This window comes from Blautia sp. AF14-40 (genome assembly GCF_003479665.1).
Taxonomy (GTDB): domain Bacteria; phylum Bacillota; class Clostridia; order Lachnospirales; family Lachnospiraceae; genus Fusicatenibacter; species Fusicatenibacter saccharivorans.
This window is the reverse complement of record NZ_QUHK01000015.1, coordinates 60,448-86,338: the sequence shown is the minus strand read 5'-3', so window position 1 is coordinate 86,338 and position 25,891 is coordinate 60,448. Positions and strand designations below refer to the sequence as shown.

At 50.3% G+C, this 25,891-nt stretch carries 23 protein-coding genes, 7 tRNA genes and 1 riboswitch; of the genes, 28 read left to right on the top strand and 2 right to left on the bottom strand.

Going from position 1 to position 25,891, the window contains the following annotated elements:
* Positions 1–153: 153 nt before the first annotated feature.
* The 3 genes from DWW13_RS11855 to DWW13_RS11845 all read left to right on the top strand — a co-directional run bounded on the left by DWW13_RS11855 (position 154) and on the right by DWW13_RS11845 (position 3,112).
* Complete coding sequence (locus tag DWW13_RS11855; protein WP_118700340.1) at positions 154–990, top strand: pyridoxamine kinase; 837 nt, start codon at positions 154–156, stop codon at positions 988–990.
* Positions 990–1,649, top strand: a complete 660-nt coding sequence (locus DWW13_RS11850; RefSeq protein WP_022462642.1) for a TatD family nuclease-associated radical SAM protein — start codon at positions 990–992, stop codon at positions 1,647–1,649. The genes DWW13_RS11855 and DWW13_RS11850 overlap by 1 nt, the downstream gene beginning before the upstream one ends.
* Before the next feature lie 80 nt (positions 1,650–1,729).
* Positions 1,730–3,112, top strand: a complete 1,383-nt coding sequence (locus DWW13_RS11845) for a uracil-xanthine permease family protein (RefSeq protein ID WP_118720157.1) — start codon at positions 1,730–1,732, stop codon at positions 3,110–3,112.
* A 282-nt stretch (positions 3,113–3,394) separates the two neighbouring features.
* Here the strand turns inward: DWW13_RS11845 and DWW13_RS11840 are convergent, their stop codons facing one another.
* Positions 3,395–3,877: an acetyltransferase gene (locus DWW13_RS11840; protein WP_055265833.1), complete on the bottom strand. Its 483-nt coding sequence runs from the start codon at positions 3,875–3,877 to the stop codon at positions 3,395–3,397.
* A gap of 216 nt (positions 3,878–4,093) precedes the next feature.
* Between DWW13_RS11840 and DWW13_RS11835 the strand changes: the two genes are divergently transcribed.
* Complete coding sequence (locus DWW13_RS11835; RefSeq protein WP_118720155.1) at positions 4,094–5,335, top strand: Nramp family divalent metal transporter; 1,242 nt, start codon at positions 4,094–4,096, stop codon at positions 5,333–5,335.
* A gap of 76 nt (positions 5,336–5,411) precedes the next feature.
* On the opposite strand, the gene DWW13_RS11830 is transcribed toward DWW13_RS11835, so the two are convergent.
* On the bottom strand, positions 5,412–6,269 hold the full coding sequence (locus tag DWW13_RS11830) for a LysR family transcriptional regulator (RefSeq protein ID WP_055219702.1): 858 nt from the start codon (positions 6,267–6,269) through the stop codon (positions 5,412–5,414).
* A 137-nt stretch (positions 6,270–6,406) separates the two neighbouring features.
* Here DWW13_RS11830 and DWW13_RS11825 point away from each other — a divergent pair, with 137 nt between their 5' ends.
* The 24 genes from DWW13_RS11825 (at position 6,407) to DWW13_RS11705 (ending at position 25,867) form a co-directional block, all read left to right on the top strand.
* Positions 6,407–8,167, top strand: a complete 1,761-nt coding sequence (locus DWW13_RS11825) for an ABC transporter ATP-binding protein (protein ID WP_118720153.1) — start codon at positions 6,407–6,409, stop codon at positions 8,165–8,167.
* Positions 8,168–8,208: 41 nt separating this feature from the next.
* A complete protein-coding gene (locus tag DWW13_RS11820; protein ID WP_117760599.1) occupies positions 8,209–9,918 on the top strand; it encodes an ABC transporter ATP-binding protein in 1,710 nt (569 codons plus the stop codon).
* A 312-nt stretch (positions 9,919–10,230) separates the two neighbouring features.
* Positions 10,231–10,321, top strand: a riboswitch (glycine riboswitch).
* A gap of 207 nt (positions 10,322–10,528) precedes the next feature.
* Entirely contained in the window at positions 10,529–11,893 is a 1,365-nt protein-coding gene (locus DWW13_RS11815; protein ID WP_118697249.1) for an alanine/glycine:cation symporter family protein, read from the top strand.
* 553 nt (positions 11,894–12,446) lie between these two features.
* Complete coding sequence (locus DWW13_RS11805) at positions 12,447–12,647, top strand: hypothetical protein (RefSeq protein WP_055227027.1); 201 nt, start codon at positions 12,447–12,449, stop codon at positions 12,645–12,647.
* A 119-nt stretch (positions 12,648–12,766) separates the two neighbouring features.
* Complete coding sequence (locus DWW13_RS11800) at positions 12,767–13,084, top strand: rhodanese-like domain-containing protein (RefSeq protein WP_022462633.1); 318 nt, start codon at positions 12,767–12,769, stop codon at positions 13,082–13,084.
* 106 nt (positions 13,085–13,190) lie between these two features.
* A complete protein-coding gene (gene yfcE, locus DWW13_RS11795) occupies positions 13,191–13,733 on the top strand; it encodes a phosphodiesterase (RefSeq protein WP_022462632.1) in 543 nt (180 codons plus the stop codon).
* Between the two features lie 16 nt (positions 13,734–13,749).
* Positions 13,750–14,907 carry a THUMP domain-containing class I SAM-dependent RNA methyltransferase gene (locus tag DWW13_RS11790; protein WP_022462631.1) on the top strand — a complete coding sequence of 386 codons (1,158 nt, stop codon included), beginning with the start codon at positions 13,750–13,752 and terminating at the stop codon, positions 14,905–14,907.
* 161 nt (positions 14,908–15,068) lie between these two features.
* Entirely contained in the window at positions 15,069–15,593 is a 525-nt protein-coding gene (locus tag DWW13_RS11785; RefSeq protein WP_055219714.1) for a hypothetical protein, read from the top strand.
* 44 nt (positions 15,594–15,637) lie between these two features.
* Positions 15,638–17,368 carry a carbon starvation CstA family protein gene (locus tag DWW13_RS11780; protein WP_118720149.1) on the top strand — a complete coding sequence of 577 codons (1,731 nt, stop codon included), beginning with the start codon at positions 15,638–15,640 and terminating at the stop codon, positions 17,366–17,368.
* A 128-nt stretch (positions 17,369–17,496) separates the two neighbouring features.
* Positions 17,497–18,099 carry an XTP/dITP diphosphatase gene (locus tag DWW13_RS11775; RefSeq protein ID WP_117760504.1) on the top strand — a complete coding sequence of 201 codons (603 nt, stop codon included), beginning with the start codon at positions 17,497–17,499 and terminating at the stop codon, positions 18,097–18,099.
* 14 nt (positions 18,100–18,113) lie between these two features.
* Positions 18,114–18,599: a metallophosphoesterase family protein gene (locus DWW13_RS11770; RefSeq protein ID WP_022462627.1), complete on the top strand. Its 486-nt coding sequence runs from the start codon at positions 18,114–18,116 to the stop codon at positions 18,597–18,599.
* A 320-nt stretch (positions 18,600–18,919) separates the two neighbouring features.
* Positions 18,920–18,994 (top strand) — tRNA-Pro (locus tag DWW13_RS11765).
* Positions 18,995–19,000: 6 nt separating this feature from the next.
* A tRNA-Gly gene (locus DWW13_RS11760) sits at positions 19,001–19,071 on the top strand.
* 26 nt (positions 19,072–19,097) lie between these two features.
* Positions 19,098–19,171, top strand: a tRNA-Arg gene (locus DWW13_RS11755).
* A 46-nt stretch (positions 19,172–19,217) separates the two neighbouring features.
* A tRNA-His gene (locus DWW13_RS11750) sits at positions 19,218–19,291 on the top strand.
* A 20-nt stretch (positions 19,292–19,311) separates the two neighbouring features.
* Positions 19,312–19,383, top strand: a tRNA-Gln gene (locus DWW13_RS11745).
* Between the two features lie 18 nt (positions 19,384–19,401).
* Positions 19,402–19,474 (top strand) — tRNA-Lys (locus DWW13_RS11740).
* Between the two features lie 68 nt (positions 19,475–19,542).
* A tRNA-Leu gene (locus DWW13_RS11735) sits at positions 19,543–19,624 on the top strand.
* Positions 19,625–19,757: 133 nt separating this feature from the next.
* Entirely contained in the window at positions 19,758–21,422 is a 1,665-nt protein-coding gene (rho, locus tag DWW13_RS11730) for a transcription termination factor Rho (RefSeq protein WP_118720147.1), read from the top strand.
* Between the two features lie 131 nt (positions 21,423–21,553).
* The gene (gene rpmE, locus DWW13_RS11725; RefSeq protein WP_022462139.1) at positions 21,554–21,754 is read left to right on the top strand and encodes a 50S ribosomal protein L31; all 201 of its coding nucleotides are present in this window, start codon (positions 21,554–21,556) and stop codon (positions 21,752–21,754) included.
* 104 nt (positions 21,755–21,858) lie between these two features.
* Positions 21,859–22,842: a DUF1385 domain-containing protein gene (locus tag DWW13_RS11720; RefSeq protein ID WP_022462138.1), complete on the top strand. Its 984-nt coding sequence runs from the start codon at positions 21,859–21,861 to the stop codon at positions 22,840–22,842.
* A gap of 3 nt (positions 22,843–22,845) precedes the next feature.
* A complete protein-coding gene (prmC, locus tag DWW13_RS11715) occupies positions 22,846–23,703 on the top strand; it encodes a peptide chain release factor N(5)-glutamine methyltransferase (RefSeq protein ID WP_055219720.1) in 858 nt (285 codons plus the stop codon).
* A gap of 75 nt (positions 23,704–23,778) precedes the next feature.
* Entirely contained in the window at positions 23,779–24,855 is a 1,077-nt protein-coding gene (gene prfA, locus DWW13_RS11710) for a peptide chain release factor 1 (RefSeq protein ID WP_022462136.1), read from the top strand.
* 91 nt (positions 24,856–24,946) lie between these two features.
* Positions 24,947–25,867 carry a nucleotidyltransferase family protein gene (locus DWW13_RS11705; protein ID WP_022462135.1) on the top strand — a complete coding sequence of 307 codons (921 nt, stop codon included), beginning with the start codon at positions 24,947–24,949 and terminating at the stop codon, positions 25,865–25,867.
* Positions 25,868–25,891 lie beyond the last annotated feature (24 nt).

Below are 25,891 nucleotides of genomic sequence, written 5' to 3'. Positions count from 1 at the left end.
TTATATTTTTTCAATTGTCTACTTGACGGGGAGCGGTTCATCCCGACAGTCCCTTTTCTTTTTGTCCGAAAAAAACTTGTAAATAAGACGCGAGTGTGCAAAAATAGACATAAAACAGATGCGGAGGCATCCTGAAAAAAAGAGGAGAACAACATGGAAAAACAGAAAAAGATAGCGCTGATTAACGATCTGACAGGCTTTGGCCGGTGCTCGACGGCTGTGATGGCGCCGATCGTGTCGGCGCTGAGGATTCAGGCGGTGGCAGTTCCGACCGCAATTCTCTCAGCACACACGCAGTTTCCGACGTATTACTTTGATGATTATACTGACCGGATGAAGGATTACATTCAGACCTATAAGGAGCTGAAGCTCGATTTCGATGCGATCTCGACCGGCTTTTTAGGATCGGAACAGCAGGTGGATATCGTGCTTGATTTTATCCGCCATTTTAAGACGGACCGCAACTTTGTCATCGTCGATCCGGTCATGGGAGACTATGGGAAGCTGTATCGGACGTACACGAAAGAGATGTGCGAAAAGATGAAAGAGCTGGTTCACTACGCGGATATCATCACACCGAACCTGACAGAACTCTGTACACTGCTCGATGCGCCGTATCCAGAGAACGGGGCTTCGATTGAGGAGCTGAAAGAGATGTGCGGAAAACTGGCGGAGCGGGGACCGAAACATATTGTTGTGACGGGCATCCACTTTAACCAGACGCAGATTGCCAACTTTATCTATAACAAAGGCGAAGACTTCCAGATTGTCATGGTAGACCGCATCGGCGGCGACCGGAGCGGTACGGGAGATGTCATTGCGGCAATTATCGCAGGCATGTATCTGAACGGCCACAGCCTGTACGAGTCGGTGAAAAAGGCGGCGGATTACGTATCGAAATGCATCCGCTACTGCGAAGAAAACGAAGTGCCGAGCTACTGGGGACTCTGCTTTGAAATGTTTATGAAGGACTTAACGGAGGAAGCGTAATGTATTTATATACTGTAACCGGAGCCGTCGGCGAGGAAGGGTATCTCGACCTTGCAAAGAGCGGCGATCTTACCGGAAAAAATGTCTATGTCAACATGACAAACAAATGCCCGTGCAGCTGTGTGTTCTGTCTGCGCCAGACGAAACAGCAGCAGGAGGGAAATACACTGTGGTTAAAAGAGGGCGAGCCATCCGTTGAAACGATGCTGGAGCTGTTCGCACAGTACGATCTGAACGTGATCAATGAACTGGTCTTCTGCGGCTTCGGAGAACCGCTTGAGCGGCTTGAGGATGTCTGTCGGGTGATCGATTCCTTAAAAGAAACGTATCCGAACCTGAAAGTGCGTCTGAATACGATCGGTCTTGCCAACCTGATCTATGGAAGAGATGTCACCCCGGAATTAAAGGGAAGATTCGATACCGTCTCGATTTCCTTAAACGCGCCGGATGAAAAGGAATTTCTGGAGCTCACGCGGTCGAAATTCGGCATCCAGTCGTACGAGGCGATCAAGGAGTTTGCGGTTCTTTCCAAACAGTATGTGCCGAATGTTGTGATGACGGTTGTCGAGAAAGTCATGCCAGAGGAGAAAATTCAGAAGTGCCAGGAGATCTGCGATACCTTAGGAGTTACTTTACGTGTCCGCCCGTTTGAAAATTGAGAGGCCCGCAATCTTTCGCTTGTATTTGAACGACATAACGCCTATAATGGGAAAGAAAAACAAAAGAGAGGGAGAGACGTATGAACGAGTCTAATGGAGTCATCCGCGATGCGAGAAAGCTCGGTATTCCTAAAATGCTGATTCTCGGATTGCAGCACATGTTTGCCATGTTCGGTGCAACCATTCTGGTGCCGATTCTGGTAAACAGCTACTTTGTAGACGCATGCGGCGAGGGGCCGTCCCGCGGTCTTACCGTATCCGTCACACTGTTCTGCGCCGGCTTTGGAACCCTGCTGTTTCATCTGTGCGCGAAATTTAAAGTACCGGCATTTCTTGGTTCTTCGTTTGCATTCTTAAGCGGTTTCGCCGCTGTTGCAAACCTGAATACCGGAAAATATGCCAGCATGAGTGTCAACGACAAGGCAGCCTATGCCTGCGGAGGTATTGTGGTAGCAGGTCTTCTGTACCTGATTTTTGCCTTGATCATCCGCATGGTCGGCGTCAAACGCGTGATGCGCTACCTGCCGCCGGTTGTCACAGGTCCGGTTATCATCTGCATTGGCCTCAGCCTTGCTGGTTCCGCCATTAATAATGCTTCGACGAACTGGTTCCTGGCACTGGTTGCGCTGGCAGTCATCATCATTTTCAACATCTGGGGAAAAGGAATGCTCAAAATCATTCCGATTCTGATGGGCGTTGTGATTGCCTACGCTGTGGCAGTTGTCCTGAATGCACTCGGCATCAAAAATCCGGACGGATCCGTGATCATCAACTTTGCGCCGGTTGCACAGGCAGGCATCATCGGACTTCCGCCGCTGCAGCTCTGCAAATTCGATCTGACCAGCATTATGATCATGGCACCGATCGCGATCGCGACCATGATGGAGCATGTCGGTGATATGTCGGCGATCTCTGCAACCGTAGGAGAGAACTTCCTTTCTGATCCGGGCCTGCACAGAACCCTGCTCGGCGATGGTCTTGCAACCGCAATGGCAGGTTTCATCGGCGGACCGGCCAACACGACGTACGGCGAGAACACCGGCGTTCTGGAATTGAGCCGCGTACATGACCCGAGAGTCATCCGTATTGCCGCAGTCTTTGCGATTATCGTCAGCTTCATTCCGAAGGTATCGGCACTCATCAGCACCATGCCGTCCTCTATCATCGGAGGCGTCAGCTTCATGCTGTACGGTATGATTTCTGCCATCGGTGTGCGCAACGTGGTAGAGAATAAAGTAGACCTGACCAAATCGAGAAACCTGATCATCGCGGGCGTCATCTTTGTCTGCGGACTGGGCTTCAGCAACGGTCTCTCCTTTACGATCGGCGGAACGACCGTCACCCTGACTGCACTTGCCATTGCAGCCATCGCAGGAATCCTGCTGAACATGATTCTGCCGGGCAATGATTACGAATTCGGCGTAAACGAGTCCGGGGACGAGAACAGAGGAATCCACGCATAAAGAAAAATGAAAAAGAAAATCCGTTTTTTCTGCATCTGTATTCTGCACAAAGGAATGTGCAGAAACAGAGGGGAAAAAGCGGATTTTCTTTGCATTTCGGTACGGGCAAGTGCATACTGGAGAGTAAGAAGATGTAAGGCTGGTAAAAAAATGACACACGAAAGATCGAAAAATGGGATGATGGGACAGGTCGTCGGATCCTTATATTATCTGGATCCAACGGTGATTCCGCGGCTGAAAAGTCTGCGAAGCGGTGACGATCCGGTGTTTTCGTTTGGTGTTTTATTTTACGCGTTCAAACGCAATCCGCGGAGAGTGGTTCAGCACGTAGATGATGCCGCGCCGTTCAAATCCGTTTTTCTGGATCAGATGCTGCATGATTTGATTGTCCGCATGCGTATCGACGCGCAGGTGCGGGATCTGTGCCCAGCAGTAATCGACGATCTGGGAGAAAAATCCGTGGATTGTTCCGTCTGAGGCAACCTGGTGGATCGTGCCATACGGCGCATCGGAGAGCCAGGAGCCGTCGTCGATCTGCAGATACGTCGGATCCTCACCGATGATGAAGGCAAACGCGCCGTGCAGCGTGCCGTTTTCTTCCAGGACAAAAAGCTGTTTGTCACGGATTCTGTTGTGAATCAGCTCCTCCGGCGGAAAATGGTTTCCCCACTGATTCGGATTTCCGGTTTCCTGCATAAAAGAGCGGGCGTACGCATAGATTGACATGATCGAAGTAAAATCCTCCGGGACGGCAAGTCGTATCATGATAAAAATTCTCCTTTTAGTTCAAAATAAGCAGTTTTATTGTAGCACAGCGGACGATGAAGCACAAGAAAGAGAAAACAGGATTTGACTTTTTGAAAAATCCCATGTACAATGCAGTTAGTTATAACTAACTAAAGCAACCAAAACCACAACAAAACGATTTCTGCCGGTCCTGGATGGGCCGGTTCCGTATCAAATTGTCAGAAAGGAAAGAATATGAAACAAAATCGAAAACGAAAAGAGACGGCGGGCATGAATTTTCTCCGCTATCTCGGCCCGGGACTTCTTGTCACGGTCGGTTTTATCGACCCGGGAAACTGGGCATCCAACATTGCCGCCGGATCGGGTTACGGCTACGAGCTTCTGTGGATGGTCACCTTGTCCACGATCATGCTGATTTTTCTGCAGCACAATGCGGCGCATCTCGGCATTGCCACGGGAAAGTGCCTCTCGGAGGCGGCGAGCCTCTATCTGCCTGCATGGCTGAAAAACACGATTCTTGCGACGGCGATGATGGCAGCAGTGGCGACCGCAATGGCGGAGATCCTAGGCGGTGCGATTGCGCTCCAGATGCTGTTCGGCATTCCGATCAAGCTCGGCAGCATGATGATTCTCGTGCTGGTTCTGATCTGCGAGTTTACAAGTGCTTACAAACGGATTGAAAAACTGATCATTGTGTTTGTCTCGCTGATCGGCTTTTCATTCCTCTTTGAGGTCTGGATCGCCGATATCGACTGGGCGCAGGCGGCTGTCGGCTGGGTAAAACCGTCGTTTCCAGAGCACTCAATGCCGGTCATCTTAAGCGTCCTCGGTGCGGTCGTCATGCCGCACAACCTGTTTCTCCACTCGGAAATTATTCAGAGCCGCCAGTGGAATCTTGAGGATGATGAGGTGATTGCGCGCCAGTTAAAGTATGAGTTCAAAGACACCCTGTTTTCCATGATCATCGGATGGGCCATCAACAGTGCAATGATCCTGATGGCGGCCGCAACGTTTTTCCAGCCGCAGAATGCAAAGCAGGTGGATGATCTCGCAACGGCGGGAAAGATGCTGACACCGCTCCTTGGAAATGCCGCATCGGTGATTTTTGCAGCAGCGCTTCTGCTCGCCGGAATTTCATCGAGCATCACCGCGGGAATGGCGGGCGGAACGATTTTTTCGGGGATTTTTAACAAGCCGTATGAGATCAAGAGTAAGGAGACACGCTGGGGAATCCTTCTTGCCATGATCCCGGCCGCAGCGGTCATTCTTCTGATTGATTCCCCGTTCCAGGGCCTTCTCTATTCACAGATGTTTCTTGGAATGCAGCTCCCGATTACGGTATTTACGCAGATTTATCTGACATCCTCGAAAAAAGTCATGGGAAAATACGCGAACAGTCTGCGGCTGAAAATTGCCCTGTTTGCGATTGCGGTGATTGTGACACTGCTGAATATCGCGCTGCTGTTTGTGCAGTAAAAAGAATGAGAAATAAAAAAAGGAAGTCCGCTGCGCTGATCCCTGAAAAAGAGACCGGCGCAGCGGACTTCTTCTATTATAATATGCTCTCCATGCAGGCATCGACAAAGTCCTGTAGAAGCGGAGAGAGTTTCCGCCCCTTTTTCCAGATCACGGCGATCTGCGTTTCCAGGTCGCTTTCTGCGAGCGGCTGGATGCGGAGTCCCTGGCAGAGAGAGCTCATGGACTGCGGGAAAATGGCAGTGGCAAGGCCTTCCTTTGCCCAGAGCATCGCGCCGCGGGGATCGTCGCAGACGCAGAAAAGATCGGGCTCCATGCCGCGCGAGTGGAACGCATCCATGATGAGCGCCTCATACCGGCGGTAGATGATGAGCGGAATATTCAAAAGATCCGAGAGCTTTAGCGATCCGTTCTTCTCGGGAAGCATATCTTTTGAAGAAACGGCAATCATAGGTTCAGAGCTTAAAATTTTATAGTCGACATCGTCGAGCCGCAGCGGCGTGCGGGCGATGGAAATGTCGATGATGCCGTCCATCAGATAGCGGTACAGCGTGTAGGTGATGCCGTCGTGCACCTCGAAGTTGACATCGGGATTGCGGCGGGAAAAAAGCGAGACGCACGGCATGATCGTCGCAACGGTGGTCGGTGTGATGCCGAGGCGCAGAACCCGCTTTTTGCCGACCTTTGCGACCTCAAGCTCCGTCGATTTCACGTACTCGAGCAGGTTGGCGGAGCGGTCGTACAGCAGTTTTCCGGCTTCGGTCAGGCGGACGCCCTGGCGGGTACGTTCAAATAAAGTGACATTCAGTTCGGCTTCCAGCTGCTTTAACTGATAACTGAGCGGCGGCTGGGACATATTGAGGCGGCGGGCGGCCTCGTGAATGCTTTCGGTTTCGGCGATGACGCGGAAATATTCAAGCTGGCGCAGTTCCATAAGAGACTTCCTTTCGTGAAATTATCTATGATATTAAAATTGTATCACTAAGCCATAAAAACAATACTATTCGTATTAATCATATGAGATTATACTGTCAATGTCAAGAAACAAAGAAATGGAGAGTGAAAAAGAAGATGAAAAGTCTTGGAGTCTACTTGAAGCACTACAAAAAAGAGAGCATCATCGCTCCTTTGTTCAAGCTTCTGGAAGTCGTATTCGACCTTCTTGTGCCGATGGTTGTTGCCCAGATCATCGATGTGGGTATCGCAGGCAATAACCGTCCGTACATCGTCAGCCGTTTTGGAATCCTCGTTCTGATGGCGGCAGTCGGACTTTGCTGCAGCTTCACCGCGCAGTATTTCGCGGCAAAAGCGAGCGTCGGCTGTGCAACCGAGCTTCGCCAGGCGGTCTTTGACCACATCCAGGCTCTGTCCTTTACGGAGCTGGATACCATTGGAACCGATACGCTGATCACCCGTCTGATCAACGATATCAACCAGGTGCAGAACGGAATCAACATGGGTCTGCGTCTGCTGCTGCGGAGTCCGTTTATCGTATTCGGTTCCGTTGTGATGGCATTTACCGTCAACGTAAAATGTGCCATTGTATTCCTGGTTACTATTCCGATCCTGTTCGTTGCCGTATTCGGCATTATGCTGGTCAGCATCCCGCTGTTCAAAAAGGTACAGGCGGCACTCGACCGCGTCACCGGAATGACAAGAGAAAATCTGAACGGTGTCCGTGTCATCCGTGCGTTCTGCCGTGAGGAGCAGTCTGTTGCCGATTTCGAAAAGAGCAACGATGAGCTGACTTGTCTGAACGAGTTTGTCGGAAAAATTTCCGCACTGTTAAATCCGCTGACCTATGTCCTCATCAACATCGCAGCCGTTGTCCTGATCTGGCAGGCAGGCCTTCAGGTCAACATCGGCAGTATGCAGCAGGGACAGGTTGTCGCACTTTACAACTACATGCTGCAGATCATCGTGGAGCTGATCAAACTGGCATCGCTCATCATCACCTTAAACAAATCCGTTGCCTGTGCAGAGCGTGTCTCCGGCGTACTGGCGGTTCCGACAACCATGAACTACCCGGCAAAAGGCGGCGCTGCAAAGAAAGTAACTGGCGATGCAGCTGTTACATTTAAAAATGTCAGCTTCACCTATGCAGGAGCCGGCGCAGAGAGTTTATCGGATATCAGCTTTACCGCAAAACGCGGCCAGACCATCGGAATCATCGGCGGTACCGGAAGCGGAAAATCGACGCTGGTCAGCCTGATTTCCCGTTTCTACGATGCGACCAGCGGTGACGTCATGGTAGACGGCGAGAATGTAAAGAATTACACGAAAGAAGAGCTCTGCAATAAAGTCGGTGTTGTTCAGCAGAAAGCAGTGCTCTTTAAAGGCAGCATCCGCGACAATATGAAGTGGGGCAAAGAGGACGCCACCGATGCAGAAATCTGGGAGGCGCTCACCACAGCCCAGGCGAAAGAAGTCGTAGAAGGCAAACAGGATCAGCTCGATTTTATGCTGGAGCAGAACGGAAAGAACCTCTCCGGCGGACAGAAACAGCGTCTTTCTATTGCGCGTGCGCTGGTAAAAAAACCGGAAATCCTGATTCTGGACGACAGCTCGAGTGCGCTTGACTTTGCAACGGATGCAAAACTCCGCAAAGCCGTCCACAATCTCGAAGGAAACACGACAACCTTCCTCGTATCCCAGCGAATCGCCGGCATCCGTCAGGCAGACCAGATCCTCGTTCTTGGAAATGGTACGCTCGAAGGAAACGGCACACACGACGAGCTGATGAAAACCTGCGAGGTTTACCGCGAGATTTACTTCTCCCAGTTCCCGGAAGAGCGTGCAGCTTATAACAACGAAAGCGGGGTGATCGCATGAAAAAGACAGAAAACAAGTCCGGAAAAAGCGGCATGCAGGTCATGAAAAAGCTGATGGCGTTTATCGGAAATTATAAAATTTTCTTAGGCCTTAGTATTGTCCTGGCTGCGGTTACCGTTATTTTACAGCTTTATATTCCGATCCTGTTCGGCGATGCGATCGATGAGGTCGTTGCAGCCCACCAGGTCAATTTCCCGGAGATGTGGTTCTATCTGAAACGAATCGTATTCTTTACCCTCGTTTCCGCACTTTCCGCATGGATCATGAACCTGATCAACAACCGTATGACGTACCGCATCGTGCGCGACCTTCGTTCCCAGGCGATCCGTCATATCCAGGTGCTGCCGCTGTCCTATCTGGATCAGCACAGCTCCGGAGACATCGTAAGCCGTGTTATCGCAGATACCGATATCTTATCGGACGGTCTTCTGCTTGGCTTTACACAGCTGTTCTCCGGCATCGTAACCATTATTGTGACACTGTTTTTCATGTTCTCGAAGAACGTATGGATCACCCTTCTTGTGATCTGCCTGACACCTCTGAGCTTCTTTGTGGCAAAATTTATTTCCGGCCGCTCGTTCAAAATGTTCCAGAAACAGAGTGAGACGAGAGGAAAACAGACCGCACTCATCGATGAGATGATCGGAAACCAGAAAGTAGTCAAAGCGTTCGGCTATGAGGAAAAAGCTTCCGAGCGTTTTGCAGAGATCAACAAAGATCTGCAGAAATACAGCCAGCAGGCCGTGTTCTACAGTTCCTTAACGAACCCGTCCACCCGTTTTGTCAACAACGTGATCTATGCCGGTGTTGCCCTTGTGGGAGCTTTCATGATCCCGGGCGGCGCGCTGACCGTCGGCGGACTTTCCGTTCTGCTGTCGTACGCAAACCAGTATATGAAACCGTTCAATGATATCAGTTCCGTTATCACCGAGATGCAGAACGCGCTTGCCTGCGCAGGCCGTATCTTTGCTCTTCTGGAAGAGAAAGAGGAGAGTGCAGACCCGGCCGGAACGATCGATACCGTGACGGGAAATGTGACGATCGATGATGTAGCATTTAGTTATGACAAAGAGAAAAAACTGATCGAGAACTTTAATCTTGACGTACAGCCGGGCATGCGTGTTGCCATTGTCGGCCCGACCGGATGCGGAAAGACGACGTTTATCAACCTGCTGATGCGCTTCTATGATGTCGATGCCGGAAAGGTCTGCATCGACGGAAAGCCGATCGACGAACTGTCCCGCCATGCGCTCCGCAGCTGCTTTGGTATGGTGCTGCAGGATACCTGGATCAAACAGGGAACCGTGCGCGACAACATCAGCTTCGGAAAGCCGGATGCGACGGAAGAGGAGATCATCAATGCGGCCAAAGAGGCACACAGCTGGGAGTTTATCAAGCGTCTGCCGAAGGGACTTGACACGGTTCTCAGCGAAGACAGCATCAGCCAGGGGCAGAAACAGCTTCTTTGTATCACCCGTGTCATGCTCTGCCTGCCGCCGATGCTGATCCTCGACGAGGCGACCTCCAGCATCGATACCCGTACCGAACTGCAGGTTCAGGAGGCGTTTGACAAGCTGATGCAGGGCAGAACGAGTTTTGTCGTTGCCCACCGTCTGTCCACGATCCGCAACGCTTCGCTGATCCTCGTCATGAAAGACGGAAAGATTATCGAGCAGGGACGCCATGAGGAGCTTCTTGAGAAGAAAGGCTTCTACTACAATCTGTACAACAGCCAGTTCCAGGCGTCATAAAAGATATTTGGAAAAGAGAACAGCAGATCTGTGCCGCGCATGCGATTTTGAGGCGTGCGCGCGCAGATCTGCTGATTTTTTATATGTTTTTGCAATATTCTGAAAAAAAATACGGCATGGGGTATTGACGAATCCTATCACAGGTGCTATAGTTTTACAAAAATAAAAAAAGACGTAGAAGTTTTTAGAAAATGTGCGGAGAGCTTTTGGAAATTTAATTTTCGAAAGGTGCACGACCGAAGAAGTAAAACTTTCAGGTGCTGGTTCTCTTCTTAAAACAAGAACGGACGGGAGACGGCGAGGACTAAAAACGGAGTGGTCTCTGGAGAAGCTCTTGAAAAGAGTGCCGAAGGTGCAATGCAGCGATGCAGAATCTCTCAGGCAAAAGGACAGAGTCAAAAAAGATACAGAAGAAAAACAGCCGCGGAACAAAAAAGCGGTGCGCAGAAACGAAAAAATTCCGGAAGCGCGGTTTTTTGCTGTATTTTCAATCAGAGCCATGTTCTGCAGGAAAAGTCCCGCAGGAGATGGTATTTTTTTTCTCAAAACGGTGCGGATGTGTGATCCACATCGTTCAGACCATACGTCGAATGGAAAGGGAGAAAAGAAAATGGATGCATTGAATCAGGCAATTGCGCAGATCAGTGATGTGCTCTGGAACAGCGTACTGCTGTTTCTGCTGGTAGGTACGGGAGTTTATTTCTCTGTTCGGACCCGCTTTGTACAGGTAAGAAAGTTTAAGACCGCGTGGAACCGCGTCTTCGGCGGTTTCTCGTTAAAGGGTAAGAAGGCCGGAAAAGACGGCATGACTTCCTTCCAGGCGCTTGCAACAGCGATCGCCGCACAGGTCGGAACCGGAAACATCGCAGGATGTGCGACCGCACTCGTATCCGGCGGCCCGGGAGCCATCTTCTGGATGTGGCTTGCTGCGTTCTTCGGCATGGCAACGATCTACGGCGAGGCGTATCTCGCGCAGATCTCCAAACGCCGCGATGAGAGCGGAGAAATCATCGGAGGACCGGTTTACTACATTACCCACGCATTCAAGGGAACGTTTGGAAAAGCACTGGCAGGCTTCTTTGCCGTAGCCGTTATTCTGGCGCTTGGCTTTATGGGAAATATGGTACAGTCGAACTCCATCAGTGATGCGTTCTACACCGCATTTTCCGTACCGAAATGGGTGATGGGTGTGATTGTAGCCGTTCTCGCCGCATTCATTTTCATCGGAGGTATCTCCCGTATCGCATCCTTCACCGAAAAAGTTGTTCCGGTGATGGCAGCACTGTATCTCGTCGGAGCCCTTGTTGTTATTCTGATCAACATCCAGCATGTGCCGTCAGCGATTGCTTCGATTTTTATCTGTGCATTCCGTCCGGACGCCGTATTTGGTGCAGCAGCCGGTATTACCGTGCGGAAAGCCATGCGTTACGGTGTTGCCCGAGGCCTCTTCTCTAATGAAGCCGGTATGGGTTCCACCCCGCATGCCCATGCGATTGCCGATGTCGAGAACCCGGAGGATCAGGGTGAAGTAGCGATGATCGGTGTCTTTATTGATACCTTCGTTGTCCTGACCATGACCGCTCTCGTTATTCTTTCTTCCGGCGTTCTGGAAGAGATGATGAGTACCGGTGTTAAAGGAACCCCGGTCGCACAGGCGGCATTCCGAACCGGCCTCAAAGGCTTCGGACCGGCGTTCGTAGCGATCTGTCTTCTGTTCTTTGCATTCTCGACCATCGTCGGATGGTACTTTTTCGCAAGACAGAACGTACAGTATCTGTTCGGAAAGAAAGCAGTCGTTCCGTTCTCGCTGATCGTCGTTGTGTTCGTTTTCCTCGGCTCTCTGCTGAAAGTGGATCTCGTATGGAACCTGTCAGACCTCTTTAACGGCCTGATGGTAATTCCAAACCTCATGGCGTTGATCGTCCTCGCAGGAACCGTAGCAAAAGCGGCAAAAGGTGAAAAAGTAGAATTCTAATCATATATACAGAACGGGAAAAAGGAGGAAAGTCTGCTGATGCAGACTTTCCTCCTTTTTGCAATTATTCAGAGCCACATCTCGATTCCGCTGCGCTGCATCTCGATGTGGCTTCTCGCCATATAAAATTTCAAGAAGAACTGTTCGTTCATGCGAGCATGACTCACAGTTCTTCTTGAAATTTTGCATGGCTCTGAATAATTGCAAAAAGAAAGACCGGCAGGGGAGCTACCGATCTTTCAAGGGGAGTATAAATAATTAATAAGGGGTTATTAATTGTAAAAAAATTTATGAAGGGTAAATTCTTTTACAAAATTGATTATAATACAGATAACGGGAAAAAGCAACATCGAAATTCAAAAGTTGGAAAAAATTACCACAATTTGGAAAGCAGTGGTCCGAAAGCAGGAAAAACACGGTATTTTTGGGCTTGCATTCCCCACTTTGGAACAGATACCGTGGAAAAACAGGGTTCTGGATGCATAATCTGCGCGGAAAAAGCGATACTAAAGGATGTCGCAGGACAAAAAAACATTCAGGAGGAAACAAGATTATGACCAGAAACAGCAAAAATGAATACAGCAAAAATGAATACAGCAAAAACGAGTACAGCAAAAACGGATACGAGAAAAGCGAATACAGCAAAAACCAGAAGAACAGCAGAGACTGCAATCATGTGAAAGACCGTGAGATGTCATCCTACGGTCAGCAGAACCGGGAGCAGGACGAGAAGGATGAGTATGAAAAATACTAAGTAAACCTTGGGATTCCGGCAGAAAAAGCCGGCGGAGGGTCCCATACGGACTCTGCCGCCGGTTTCTGCATACATATAAAACAGGAGAGAAAGTCAGATCCGGAGAGGGGGACCAGGATATGGCAGGCATGACACTGCTGGCGGCAGACCAGCTGGACTGGTACGTGGGAAAACCGTGGGCGATGATCATCGATGTGCGGAACCGGCGGGAATACGAAAAAGGGCATGTGAAAGGAGCGGTGAATCTTCCCTATGACCATCTGCTCGAACGGGTCTGTCTGCCGCGGGACAAAATTCTTGTGATCTGCTGTGAGCGGGGTGCCGCGAGCATGGCGGAGGGAAAGCGGCTGGCGGAGAACGGATACGAGGTCAAAACGGTCATCGGCGGAATGCATGCATACCGCGGACGATATCTGGTGGCGGGAGAAGAACTGTAAGGGGGCGGCAATCCAACATTTCTTCTTGTCAAGCGGGAAAAGATACGGTAAGATGAAACAGAAAACAATACAAAACCAAACCACAAAACGAAAGAGAGATCACGATATGAAATACATGTTTGCATCTGATATTCACGGTTCTGCCTATTACTGCAGAAAAATGCTGGAAGCCTTCGAGGCAGAGGGCGCAAGCCGCCTGTTTCTGTTAGGCGACCTTCTCTATCACGGCCCGAGAAACGATCTTCCAAAAGAATACGCACCGAAACAGGTCATCGCCATGCTGAATGAGAAAAAACAGTACCTCACCAACGTGCGCGGAAACTGCGACGCAGAAGTAGATCAGATGGTACTGGAGTTCCCGGTGCTGGCAGATTACGGCATCCTGATCGAGGGAGGCCATACCTTCTATATGAGCCATGGCCACATCTACAATGAGCAGAATCTGCCGCCGCTGATGGATGGAGATATCTTCCTGTACGGCCATACCCACGTCCTGCGTGCCGAGAAAAAAGGCGCACACACCTTTCTGAACCCGGGTTCTGTATCTCTGCCGAAAGAGGGCAATATCCCGACCTATGCAATCCTCGAGGACGGCGTATTTACGATCAAAGGCTTTGACGGCACCGTCGTAAAACAGCTCACATTATAAGAGGGGACGGGAGAGTATGGAATTATATGAATTGATCGCCCCGTGCCACTTCGGCCTGGAGGCGGTGATGAAACGTGAAATTCTCGACCTCGGCTACGAAATCGAGCGCGTGGAGGATGGAAAAGTAACGTTTCTTGCAGATGCAGAGGGAATCGCCTACGCCAACCTGTTCCTTCGCACGACCGAGCGTATCCTGCTCAAAGTAGGACAGGTCCACGCCGAGACGTACGATGAACTCTTTGAAGCGACAAAAGCGCTCCCGTGGGAGAAATTTATCCCGAAAAACGGAAAGTTCTGGGTAACGAAGGCAAACTCCATCAAGAGTAAGCTCTTCAGCCCGTCCGATATCCAGTCGATCATGAAAAAAGCGATTGTCGAGCGATTGAAACAGGTCTACCACATGGAGTGGTTCCCGGAGGACGGTGCACAGTACCCGATCCGTGTTTCGATTTTAAAAGACGAGGTTACGATCGGACTCGATACCTCCGGCGTTTCCCTTCATAAGAGAGGCTACCGCAAGCTGACCGCGAAAGCGCCGATCACCGAGACCCTTGCCGCAGCACTTATCATGCTGACTCCGTGGAAGGGTGACCGGATTCTTGTCGATCCGTTCTGCGGAAGCGGTACGTTCCCGATCGAGGCGGCCATGATGGCGGCCGATATTGCACCGGGTCTCAACCGTTCTTTCCTTGCGGAGCAGTGGACGCACCTCGTGCCGAAAAAATGCTGGATGGATGCGGCGGAGGATGCACGCTACCGGATCCGGAACGATATTGAGACAGATATTCAGGGCTTTGATATCGACGGAGATGTCATCAAGAGTGCCAGAGAGAACGCAAAGCTGGCCGGTGTGGATCACCTGATCCATTTCCAGCAGCGTCCGGTTGCCGAGCTGTCGCACCCGAAAAAATACGGTTTTCTGATTACCAACCCGCCGTACGGTGAGCGCCTGGAGGACAAAAAAGATCTTCCGGCCCTGTATCAGACATTAGGAGAGCGGTACCGCGCTCTCGATTCCTGGTCGATGTATCTGATCACGAGCTACGAGGATGCCGAGCGGTATCTCGGCAAAAAGGCGGATAAAAACCGTAAAATTTACAATGGAATGCTGAAAACCTACTTTTACCAGTACGCGGGACCGAAGCCGCCGCGCCGGGAAAAAGAACAGAAATAATACAAATGGAGGAGCAATGCCGAATGATTTTTGGCGTTGCTCCTTTTTGATAACAAAAATTAAAAGAAAAATTTTAGAAAGGTTTAATATTTCCTTGAAATCACTGCACTACTGTGCTAAACTGTCCTCATGCGAAATTTTTTCATCAAGCGGAGGAAACCATGAACGGACAGGAGATCAGAGACAGGCTGCTGCATTCCTACGAGAGGAGCTACGATATCGTAAAGCCGTCCGAAGTAAACGGCCATACATACGATGCCTGTGCAAGCTACCACGAGAGCGGCGCAAAATACGTGCTCTCAAAGAAAGCAGAGCTGTGGAGGATCAGCTGTCATGAGCATGCGTATTTTAAAGCGGTGGAAGAACTGAACGACCAGGACGTCGAAACATTTCTGACGGACCTGACAGAATGGATAGAGCCAAAGGTGGTTCGCGAGGGGAAGGAAGTACCGGATACCGACCACATGTACACGCTGGTCACCGGTATTTTTTTTGCGGACAAACCGGTTGCGGACAGCGTAAAGAAGAAAATCCGAAAATATAAGTATTATAAAAATTACCGGTTTTCTTTGAGAGGCTACTGTCAGGTGCGGCTGCTCGTCTTTGATACGGCAGAACAGAAAGTGTTTGGAAACCGGGCGGCTTGGGAATTGGTAAAGGGATATGCTAAGATGTTCCGGTCTTAGTTATCTATAAATTTATTCTACCAAAAAGAGGGAGGAAAAAACAAATGAATAGTATTCTTGTACTGGTTGTCGGAATCGGCATTCTGATCGCCGGATACGTATTCTACGGAAAATGGCTTGCCGAGCAGTGGGGCGTTGATCCGAAACGGAAAACCCCTGCATTCACCGAGGAGGACGGTGTGGACTACGTTCCTGCCAAAGCTCCTGTCTTAATGGGACATCACTTCTCATCCATCGCAGGCGCAGGTCCGATCAACGGACCGATTCAGGCCGCTGTCTTTGGATGGGTTCCGGTTCTTTTATGGGTACTCATCGGCGGTATCTTCTTTGGAGGCGTTCATGATTACGGCGCACTGTTTGCATCCCTGCGCCACAAAGGACAGTCCATCGGCGAGGTTATCGCAGACACCATGGGAAGTAAAGCGAAAAAACTCTTTATCGTCTTCGCTTACCTGACCCTGATTCTCGTTGTTGCAGCCTTCGGTTCCATCGTTGCCAATACCTTCAAGGCAGCCTACACCGAGAGCGGCGCTGTCGATGTGGCAGCAAGTTCTGCAAATGCAACAACCGCTATGATTTCCATTCTGTTCATCGTACTCGCCGTTGTGTTCGGTTTCATGGTATACAGAAGAAATGTATCTCTTGGCGTTTCCACCATCGCAGGCGTTGCAGCTATCGTTGTCTGCGTTGTTGTTGGATTAAACTTCCATCCGATCTATCTCTCCGAGACAGCATGGATGGTAATCGTTGGTATCTATATCACCGTAGCTTCTGTTGCACCGGTCTGGATTCTGCTTCAGCCGCGTGACTACTTAAGCTCCTTCCTTCTGTACTTCATGATGATCGTAGCCGCTGTCGGTGTCATCGGAAGTGCTCTGATGGGCCATGCATCCCTGGATATCCCGGCATTCACCGGATTCAAAGATACGCTGGCTCCGACCGGAAGTTCTCTTGGATTTATGTTCCCGGCCCTGTTCGTAACCATCGCCTGCGGAGCAATTTCCGGATTCCATTCACTCGTTGGTTCAGGAACTACATCGAAACAGCTTGACAATGAGAAAAATGCCCGCCCGATCGCATACGGCGGTATGCTGATTGAGTGTGCGCTTGCGATTGTATCTCTGTGTGCAGTCGGCTACATCTGGTCCAGATACGCAGACGGAACCACCGTTGTTCCGACCGCTGTATTTGCAACCGGTATCTCCGAGATGGTAGCAACCATTCCGGGACTTGGCGGATCGACCCATGTACTGTACTCTCTGCTGGTTCTGACTGTATCGGTATTCTGCCTGACTTCTCTGGATACCGCAACCCGTCTGGCAAGATACATGTTCCAGGAGTTCTGGCTTGAGCCGGGACAGACTTACAAAGAGGCAACCGGCTACAAAGCCGTTCTGACCAATCCGGTTGTATCAACCGTTATCACCGTAGTACTCGGCATCGGCCTTGGCCTGACCGGTTATTCCAAAATCTGGCCGCTGTTCGGTGCATCCAACCAGCTGCTGGCAGCCATCGGACTTCTTGCTGTTGCCACCTGGCTCGGAAAAGTCGGCAAAAACAACAAAATGTTCCTGTTCCCGATGGTATTCATGCTGATCGTAACCATCACATCCCTTGTACAGACCCTGATCGCAAACTTCAAGGGCCTTGGCGCAGGCGTTGGCATCGGCTGGTGCGTAGCACGTATCGTGCTGGCAGGCCTGCTTGTCATCCTGGCGCTGATCCTGGCTTTCGATGGATTCAAGACTCTGGCAAATCAGAAAAAAGCAAAATAATGTGTGATTACAAAAAAAGGCTCCCGGATAAAACGGGGGTCTTTTTTTGTGACAGGGTTCTTGTGTTTGCGTCACACATACGGTATAATGATCGCAAGTTATTTCAGCGTGAAAGAAGGAAAACGGTTATGAAAAAAATTGTATTTGCAACAGGAAATGCCGGCAAAATGAAAGAAATCCGTGAAATCCTTGCGGATCTGCCGGTGGAAATTTATTCGATGAAAGAAGCCGGCATTTCGGTCGAGATCGATGAGAACGGCAAAACCTTTGAGGAGAATGCAAAAATCAAAGCACAGACCGTTGCCGGATGCACAGACGGCGACATGATCGTGCTGGCGGATGACTCCGGTCTGGAAGTGGATGCCTTAAACGGCGAGCCTGGTGTCTATTCGGCAAGATATATGGGAGAGGATACGTCCTACCGCATCAAAAATCAGAGCCTCGTTGACCGCCTGGAGGGCGTGCCGGTGGAAAAAAGAACGGCACGATTCGTCTGTGTGATTGCAGCCGCCTTCCCGGATGGAACAGTCTGTACCACCAAAGGAACGATCGAGGGAAAAATCGGTTACGAGGAACGCGGGGAGAACGGTTTTGGCTATGACCCGATTTTCTATCTGCCGGATATGAGCCGCACGACCGCAGAACTTTCTCCGGAAGAGAAAAACGCAGTCAGCCACAGAGGAAAAGCACTGGCGGCGATGAAAGAACAGATTGCATCATATTTGAAATAAGAAGAGGGAAGAGAATGAGTATGAAATTTCTGATAGTGAGCGATACCCATGGACGGATGTATAACCTCGAGGAGGCCATGGAACGTGAGGAGTTCGACGGCATGATCCACTGCGGTGACGTGGAAGGGATGGATGACCTGATCAAATCCAAGGTAAACGGCCCGTGCTATATGGTCATGGGAAATAACGACTGGTTTTCAAACCTCCCGGCGGAGATTCAGGTGAACATTGATGATTACCGTGCCTTTATCACACACGGTCATAACTACGGCGTATCGCTCGGCCTGGAGGGAATCTATGCGGAGGCGCTTTCCAGGGGTGTGGATATCGTACTGTTCGGCCATACGCACCGGCCGGTCGCAGAAAAGCGTGGAAATCTCTGGATTGTCAATCCGGGCAGCCTCACGTATCCGCGTCAGATGGGAAGAAAACCAAGCTATGCCATGCTGACGATCAACGAAGAGCATGAGCTTTCGGTGGAAATCAAGTATCTGGATTAAAAAACGGGTCGAAAAAGGGCGGAGAACAGCCCAAAATCGAATGAATTATCGCAACTAACATGACTATTCCAAAGAAAACAGGGTAGTACCGGAGCAGGTTCTGACTAATTCTTAAAAAGTTTGTCAAAAAAATACAATTTAGGTGTTGACAGATGAGAAAAGATATGATAAGATCTCTTTGTTGTCCGGTGAGAACAAAACAACACAAAAAACATTTTGAAAAAAATGAAAAAAAGTGTTGACAAACCGAAAACAATGTAATATAATAAATCTTGCGTCGAGCGCGAAAGGGTTAAACGCAAATCGGGAAACCTTGTTTACGGGGTGTGGCTCAGCTTGGCTAGAGCGCCTGGTTTGGGACCAGGAGGTCGCAGGTTCGAATCCTGTCACCCCGATGTCGTGCGGGTGTAGTTCAATGGTAGAACACCAGCCTTCCAAGCTGGATACGTGGGTTCGATTCCCATCACCCGCTTGCTGCTACAATTTTGTAGAAGCTGTGTGCTTGTAGCTCAGTTGGATAGAGCAACGGCCTTCTAAGCCGTGGGTCGGGGGTTCGAATCCCTCCAAGCACGCTTCACTAAAATTAAATAGTGAAAAAGACTGTAAGTCGTAATTATGGTGGGTATAGCGCAGTTGGTTAGCGCGCCAGATTGTGGCTCTGGAGGCCAAGGGTTCGAATCCCTTTATCCACCCTGCCAGCAAGGCGAAACATTGGGCTATCGCCAAGCGGTAAGGCACAGCACTTTGACTGCTGCATTCGCTGGTTCGAATCCAGCTAGCCCAGTTGGATGCAAAAGTATACGGAGCATTAGCTCAGTCGGTAGAGCACTTGACTTTTAATCAAGTTGTCCGGGGTTCGAATCCCCGATGCTTCACTAAATACCCCATAGAAAACGCCCATGGAGGTTTTCTATGGGGTTTTTCTTTTTTGAAAAAATAATATGCGGTTATGACGGAATTGGCAGACGTGCAGGATTTAGGTTCCTGTGCCTTTCGGCGTGTGGGTTCGAGTCCCACTAACCGCAGAAAAATCCACAGCAGTAAAATGACAAAAATCAGATTCTAAATAATTGCAGCAAAAATATTCGCGCATCAAATATCTTAAAAACTCCAAACAGAACCGAAAATCAAATAGAGAATAGATAGAGGAAAAATGGTATGACAAGAGAAAAGTATGAGTCATTGCCTTTGAGCACGCTGAAAGCGCTGGCAAAATCCAGAAACATGAAGGGGATTTCCACTCTGCGGAAAGAAGCGCTGATTGAGCGGATGCTGGAAGAAGATCAGAAAGAAAACCAGAAAAACATGGAAGAGCCGGCGGTTCTAAAAGAGGAAAAAAAGACGGAAACTGTACAGGATCAGAATCAGGAACCGCAGGAAAAGCGGGAGGACGGTATGGAGCGCCAGAATCGGGAAACCTCGGAAAACGGCACCGCGCGCCCGTACCAGAGACCGCGGTATGTCCGCCGGGAAGAGCGCAGTGAAAACGGAGAGCGCCAGGAGTACCGTCCAAGAGCGCCGCGTTTCAATGAGCGTAGATTTCAGGAACCACGGAATTATAATCAGAATAACCGTGAGGAAGAGCAAAGACAGGAGCCGCGTCAGGAAGCAGGGCAGGAAATGAGACAGGAGCCGCTGCGTCAGGAAGCAAGACCAGAGACGAGACAGGAACCGCGTCAGGAAACCAGCACGCTCGACAGCGGCCAGGAGGCCTGCGGCATCCTCGAGGTCATGCCGGACGGATTTGGATTTATCCGCTCCGACAACTATATGCCGGGCGACAGCGATGTCTACGTTTCCCCGTCCCAAATCCGCCGTTTCGGACTGAAAACGGGAGATATCATCCGTGGAAACACGAGAGTAAAGTCCGCAACCGAAAAATTCAGCGCCCTTTTATACTTAAAGAGCGTCAACAATCTGCCGCTCGACCAGATCATGCGCCGCGGCAATTTCGAAGATATGACACCGGTCTTCCCGGATGAGCGGCTGCGCCTTGAGCGCCCGGGCGGAAGCATGGCGATGCGGATCGTGGATCTTGTAAGCCCGATCGGAAAAGGCCAGCGAGGCATGATCGTCTCCCCGCCGAAAGCCGGAAAAACGACGCTTTTGAAGGATGCGGCAAAATCCATCCTGCGGAACAATCCGGAGATGTATCTGATCATCCTTCTGATCGACGAGCGTCCGGAGGAGGTCACCGACATTAAAGAAGCGATTCAGGGATCGAATGTGGAAGTCATCTATTCCACCTTCGATGAGCAGCCGGAGCACCACAAACGCGTGTCCGAGATGGTCATTGAGCGCGCGAAACGTCTTGTGGAGAGTAAAAAAGACGTTACGATCTTCATCGACAGCATCACACGTCTCGCCAGAGCTTACAACCTGACCGTTCCGCCGAGCGGCCGTACCCTTTCCGGCGGTCTCGATCCGGCAGCACTCTACATGCCGAAACGGTTCTTCGGCGCGGCCAGAAACATGCGCGAGGGCGGAAGCCTGACGATTCTTGCAACGGCGCTTGTGGACACCGGAAGCAAGATGGACGATGTCGTTTACGAGGAATTCAAAGGCACCGGAAACATGGAACTCGTGCTCGACCGGAAACTGCAGGAACGCCGCGTCTTCCCGGCCATCGACATAGCCAAATCGGGAACAAGAAGAGAAGATCTGCTTCTGACACCGGATGAGCAGGAGGCCGTTTACAATATGCGGAAGGCATTAAACGGCATGAAATCCGAGGAAGCCGTGGAAAATATTCTGAACATGTTTGCCCGCACCAGAAACAACGGCGAACTGATTCAAATTTTAAAGAAACAAAAAATAGTATAAGGCTTGCAATTTTCAAAATTGTGTGATACAATGAGAAAGCTGTGCAAGGTTGATGAGATTTTGTCAGCCTGAAATACGAAATCATCAGAGTAAATCTGAGAAGATAACAATATTAAGAAGAGGTGAATAAAATGAGAGAAGGAATCCATCCAGAATACCATCAGGCAACTGTTACCTGCAACTGCGGAAATACTTTCGTAACAGGTTCTACCAAGAAAGAGATCCACGTTGAGATCTGTTCTAAATGCCATCCGTTCTACACTGGCCAGCAGAAAGCTGCTGCAGCTCGTGGACGTATCGAGAAGTTCAACAAGAAATACGGCATGAAATAAGAATTGAATCAAGCAAGATGAAAAACGGGCTGAGGTTGGAAGATCTCAGCCCGTTCTTGCGTTACGGATGCAGAAAATCCCCTTTGAGGAGGTAAACGTAAATTATGAAATCATCCAATATTGGCGGCCAGGCCGTGATGGAAGGCGTCATGATGATGAACAAGGACCGCTATTCCGTCGCAGTACGCCGGCCGGACGGGGAGATTGAGGTTAAAGTAGAGCAGCACAAGCCGCTGACAAAGCACAAGGGGCTTTTAAAAGTTCCGATTCTGCGCGGTGTCTTCAGCTTTGCCGATTCGATGATCGTCGGCATGAGTTCCCTTATGTACTCCGCTTCGTTCTATGAGGACGAGGAGGAGGAAAAGAAAAAGCCGGCGACGAAAGAGGAAGAGGAGCAGCAGAAAGCGAAAAAAGAAAAGACAGACAGGCTGATGATGTACGGAACCGTCACATTTTCCGTTGTCATCGCCGTCGTTCTCTTTCTGATGGTGCCGTACTTCCTGTCCGAACTGCTGCACAAAGCGGGAGCCGGAACGACACTGACCGCGGTGGCAGAGGCCTTTGCGCGTGTGGCACTGTTCCTCGGCTATCTGGCAGCCATTTCCCGTATGGAAGACATTCAGCGCGTGTTTATGTACCACGGCGCCGAGCATAAATGCATCAACTGCGTCGAGCACGGTCTGGAACTGAACGTGGAAAACGTCTTAAAGAGTTCCCGGGAGCACAAGCGCTGCGGAACGAGCTTTCTTATGTACGTCATCGTCATCAGCATCATCTTTTTCATGTTCATCCGGGTCGATTCCCCGGTGCTGAAAATTGTGATCCGCCTGCTTCTCATTCCGGTGATCGCGGGCGTTTCGTATGAAATTATCCGCCTGGCGGGAAAAAGTGACAATAAACTGGTCAACCTGATCAGTAAACCGGGCCTGATGCTGCAGCACCTGACGACGCGCGAGCCGGATGCCGAGATGGCAGAGGTTGCGATCGCCGCTGTGGAGGCTGTGTTTGACTGGAGAGCGTACCTGAACGAAAACTTTGGTTATACGTACCCGGCCAAAACCGAAAAGAAAGAACATGAGGAGCCGTGACCGATGAGTGTGCACGATAGAAAAAACTTGAAATCTGCACTGGAATCCGCTATTCTGTACTTACAAAAGCAGGGGGTGGAGGAAGCCCGGCAGGACGCATGGCTTTTACTGGAACATGTCTGCGGGATCAGCCACAGCACCTACTTTGTACACAGTGAAGATGAAATGCCAAAAGAACAGCAGGAGCAGTACGAAGCGCTGGTCAGAAAGCGCGGCGAACACATTCCGCTGCAGCAGCTGACCGGAGAGGCGTGGTTCTACGGAATCCCGTTTTTTGTGAATGAGCATGTACTGATTCCGCGGCAGGACACCGAGATTCTTGTGGAGGAAGCGCTCCGCGGCCTTCCAAAAGATGCACGGATTCTCGATCTCTGCACCGGTTCGGGATGCATCCTCATATCGCTTCTTGTGACGAGAGAGGACTGCACGGGAATCGGCGCGGATCTCTCCGAGAAAGCCTTACAGGTTGCGGAAAAGAACGGCGCACAGGCGGGCGGACGGGCATCGTTCGTAAAGAGCAACTTATTTGAAAACATCGAGGGAACCTTCGATGTGATCGCAAGCAATCCGCCGTATATCCGCACGGATGTGATTGAAACGCTGATGCCGGAGGTGCGCGACCATGAGCCGCGGATGGCACTCGACGGCAGTGCGGACGGTCTTGTCTTTTACCGGAAGATTACAGAGCAGGCAGGAAGCTATTTAAAAGAGGGCGGAAAGCTCTGTTTTGAAATTGGATACGATCAGGGAGATGAAGTGAGGGAGCTGATGGAAACCCACGGCTTTGCCGATGTACAGGTTCTGAAAGATCTGGCAGGCCTGGACCGCGTGGTGACCGGTATCTGGCACAAAGAACCCTGACAGAAATGAATTTTAATTTTGACACCATAATGACATCATAAACAGACGAAAACAGCAAAAAGGAGCAGTCATTTTATGTTTGATAAACTTGATGATATCCTCATGCGTCTCGAGGAGGTACTGAATCAGTTAAGCGAGCCGGACGTCGCTGCCGATGCGGCGAAGTTCCAGAAGCTGATGAAGGAGCAGGCAGAACTCCAGCCGATCGCAGACGCATATAAGGACTATAAAACACAGAAACAGACCATCGAAGAGAGCCTGATGCTTCTCGAGGAGGAATCCGACGAAGAGATGCGCGAAATGCTGAAAGAAGAGCTCTCCGATGCAAAAAAACGCGTAGAGGAGCTGGAGCAGGAGCTCAAAGTCCTGCTTCTGCCGAAAGACCCGAACGATGACAAGAACGTTATCGTAGAGTTCCGCGCAGGTGCCGGCGGAGACGAGGCGGCACTCTTTACCGCAGAAATCTGCCGTATGTACATCAAATACGCAGAGAGCCGCGGCTGGAAAACAGAGCTGACCAGCGCCGATGAAAACGGAATCGGCGGCTTTAAAGACGCAACACTTCTGATCAACGGAGCAGGCGCGTACTCCCGGATGAAGTACGAGAGCGGCACGCACCGCGTACAGCGTGTGCCGGAAACCGAGTCCGGCGGAAGAATCCATACCTCAACCATGACCGTAGCGATCATGCCGGAGGTGGACGACGTCGAAGTACAGATCGACCCGAAAGATTACAAATTCGATGTATTCCGTGCTTCCGGAAACGGCGGCCAGTGTGTCAATACGACCGACTCAGCAGTCCGTCTGACCCACTTCCCGAGCGGCATCGTCATTTCCTGCCAGGATGAGAAATCACAGTTAAAGAATAAGGACAAGGCACTGAAGATTCTGCGTGCCCGTCTGTACGACTTAGAGCAGCAGAAACAGCACGATGAGATGGCCGAACTTCGAAAGAGCCAGGTCGGAACGGGAGACCGCTCCGAGAAGATCCGTACGTACAACTTCCCACAGGGACGTGTGACGGATCACAGAATCAAACTGACCTTATACAAACTGGACGCCATCATGAACGGTGATCTGGATGAAATCATCGACAGTCTGATTGCAGCCGATCAGGCCGCAAAGCTGAGCAGCATGCAGGAAGAAGCATAATAATAAACGCTGCGAATCACGATTGGTCTACAGGATCGATTGCTGATAGAATAAACAAGAGAAAAAAGGGAAAAGAGAAAGGGAAAACGCTATGAAGAAAACAGCACTTGTGATCATGGCAGCCGGAATCGGCAGCAGATTTGGAAAGGGAATCAAGCAGCTTGAGCCAGTAGGACCAAACGGGGAGATCATCATGGATTATTCCATCCACGATGCACTGGAAGCCGGCTTCAACAAAGTAGTCTTCATCATCCGCAAGGATCTGGAGAAAGATTTCAAGGAAGTCATCGGCAACCGCATCAGCAAAATCACAGAGGTGGAATATGCATTCCAGGAGCTCGATGATCTGCCGGCAGGCTTTGCAAAACCGGAAGGCCGTACCAAACCGTGGGGAACCGGCCAGGCCGTTCTTGCATGCAAAGGTCTTGTAAAAGAGCCGTTTGCTGTTATCAATGCTGATGACTATTACGGAAAAGATCCGTTCGTAAAACTGCACGACTACCTCGTACAGGAGCATGATGTGGATGAAGTTATGCCGATCTCCATGGCAGGATTCGTGCTTGGAAACACCTTAAGTGACAACGGCGGTGTTACAAGAGGTGTCTGCGTCGTTGATGAAAACGGAAACCTGACCGGTGTCAACGAGACGAAAAACATCGTAAAGACCACAGAGGGCGCAGGCGTTGAAAAAGAAGACGGAACGGTTGATCCGATCGACAAAAACTCCCTTGTTTCCATGAACATGTGGGGACTGCAGCCGGAGTTCATTGATCTTCTGGAGAAAGGCTTTGTTGAATTCCTTTCTGCACAGAAAGAGGGAGATGTAAAAGGCGAGTACCTCCTTCCGATCTACATCGACGAGCTGCTGCACGCAGGAAAAGCAGAAGTAAAAGTTCTTCCGACCGACGCAGAGTGGTTCGGCGTAACGTATCAGGAAGACAAAGCTTCCGTAACAGAAGCATTCCGCAAACTGATTGCGGACGGCGTATACAGCGAGAAGCTGTACGACTAATTACGATATTTTGTTATTTGAGTG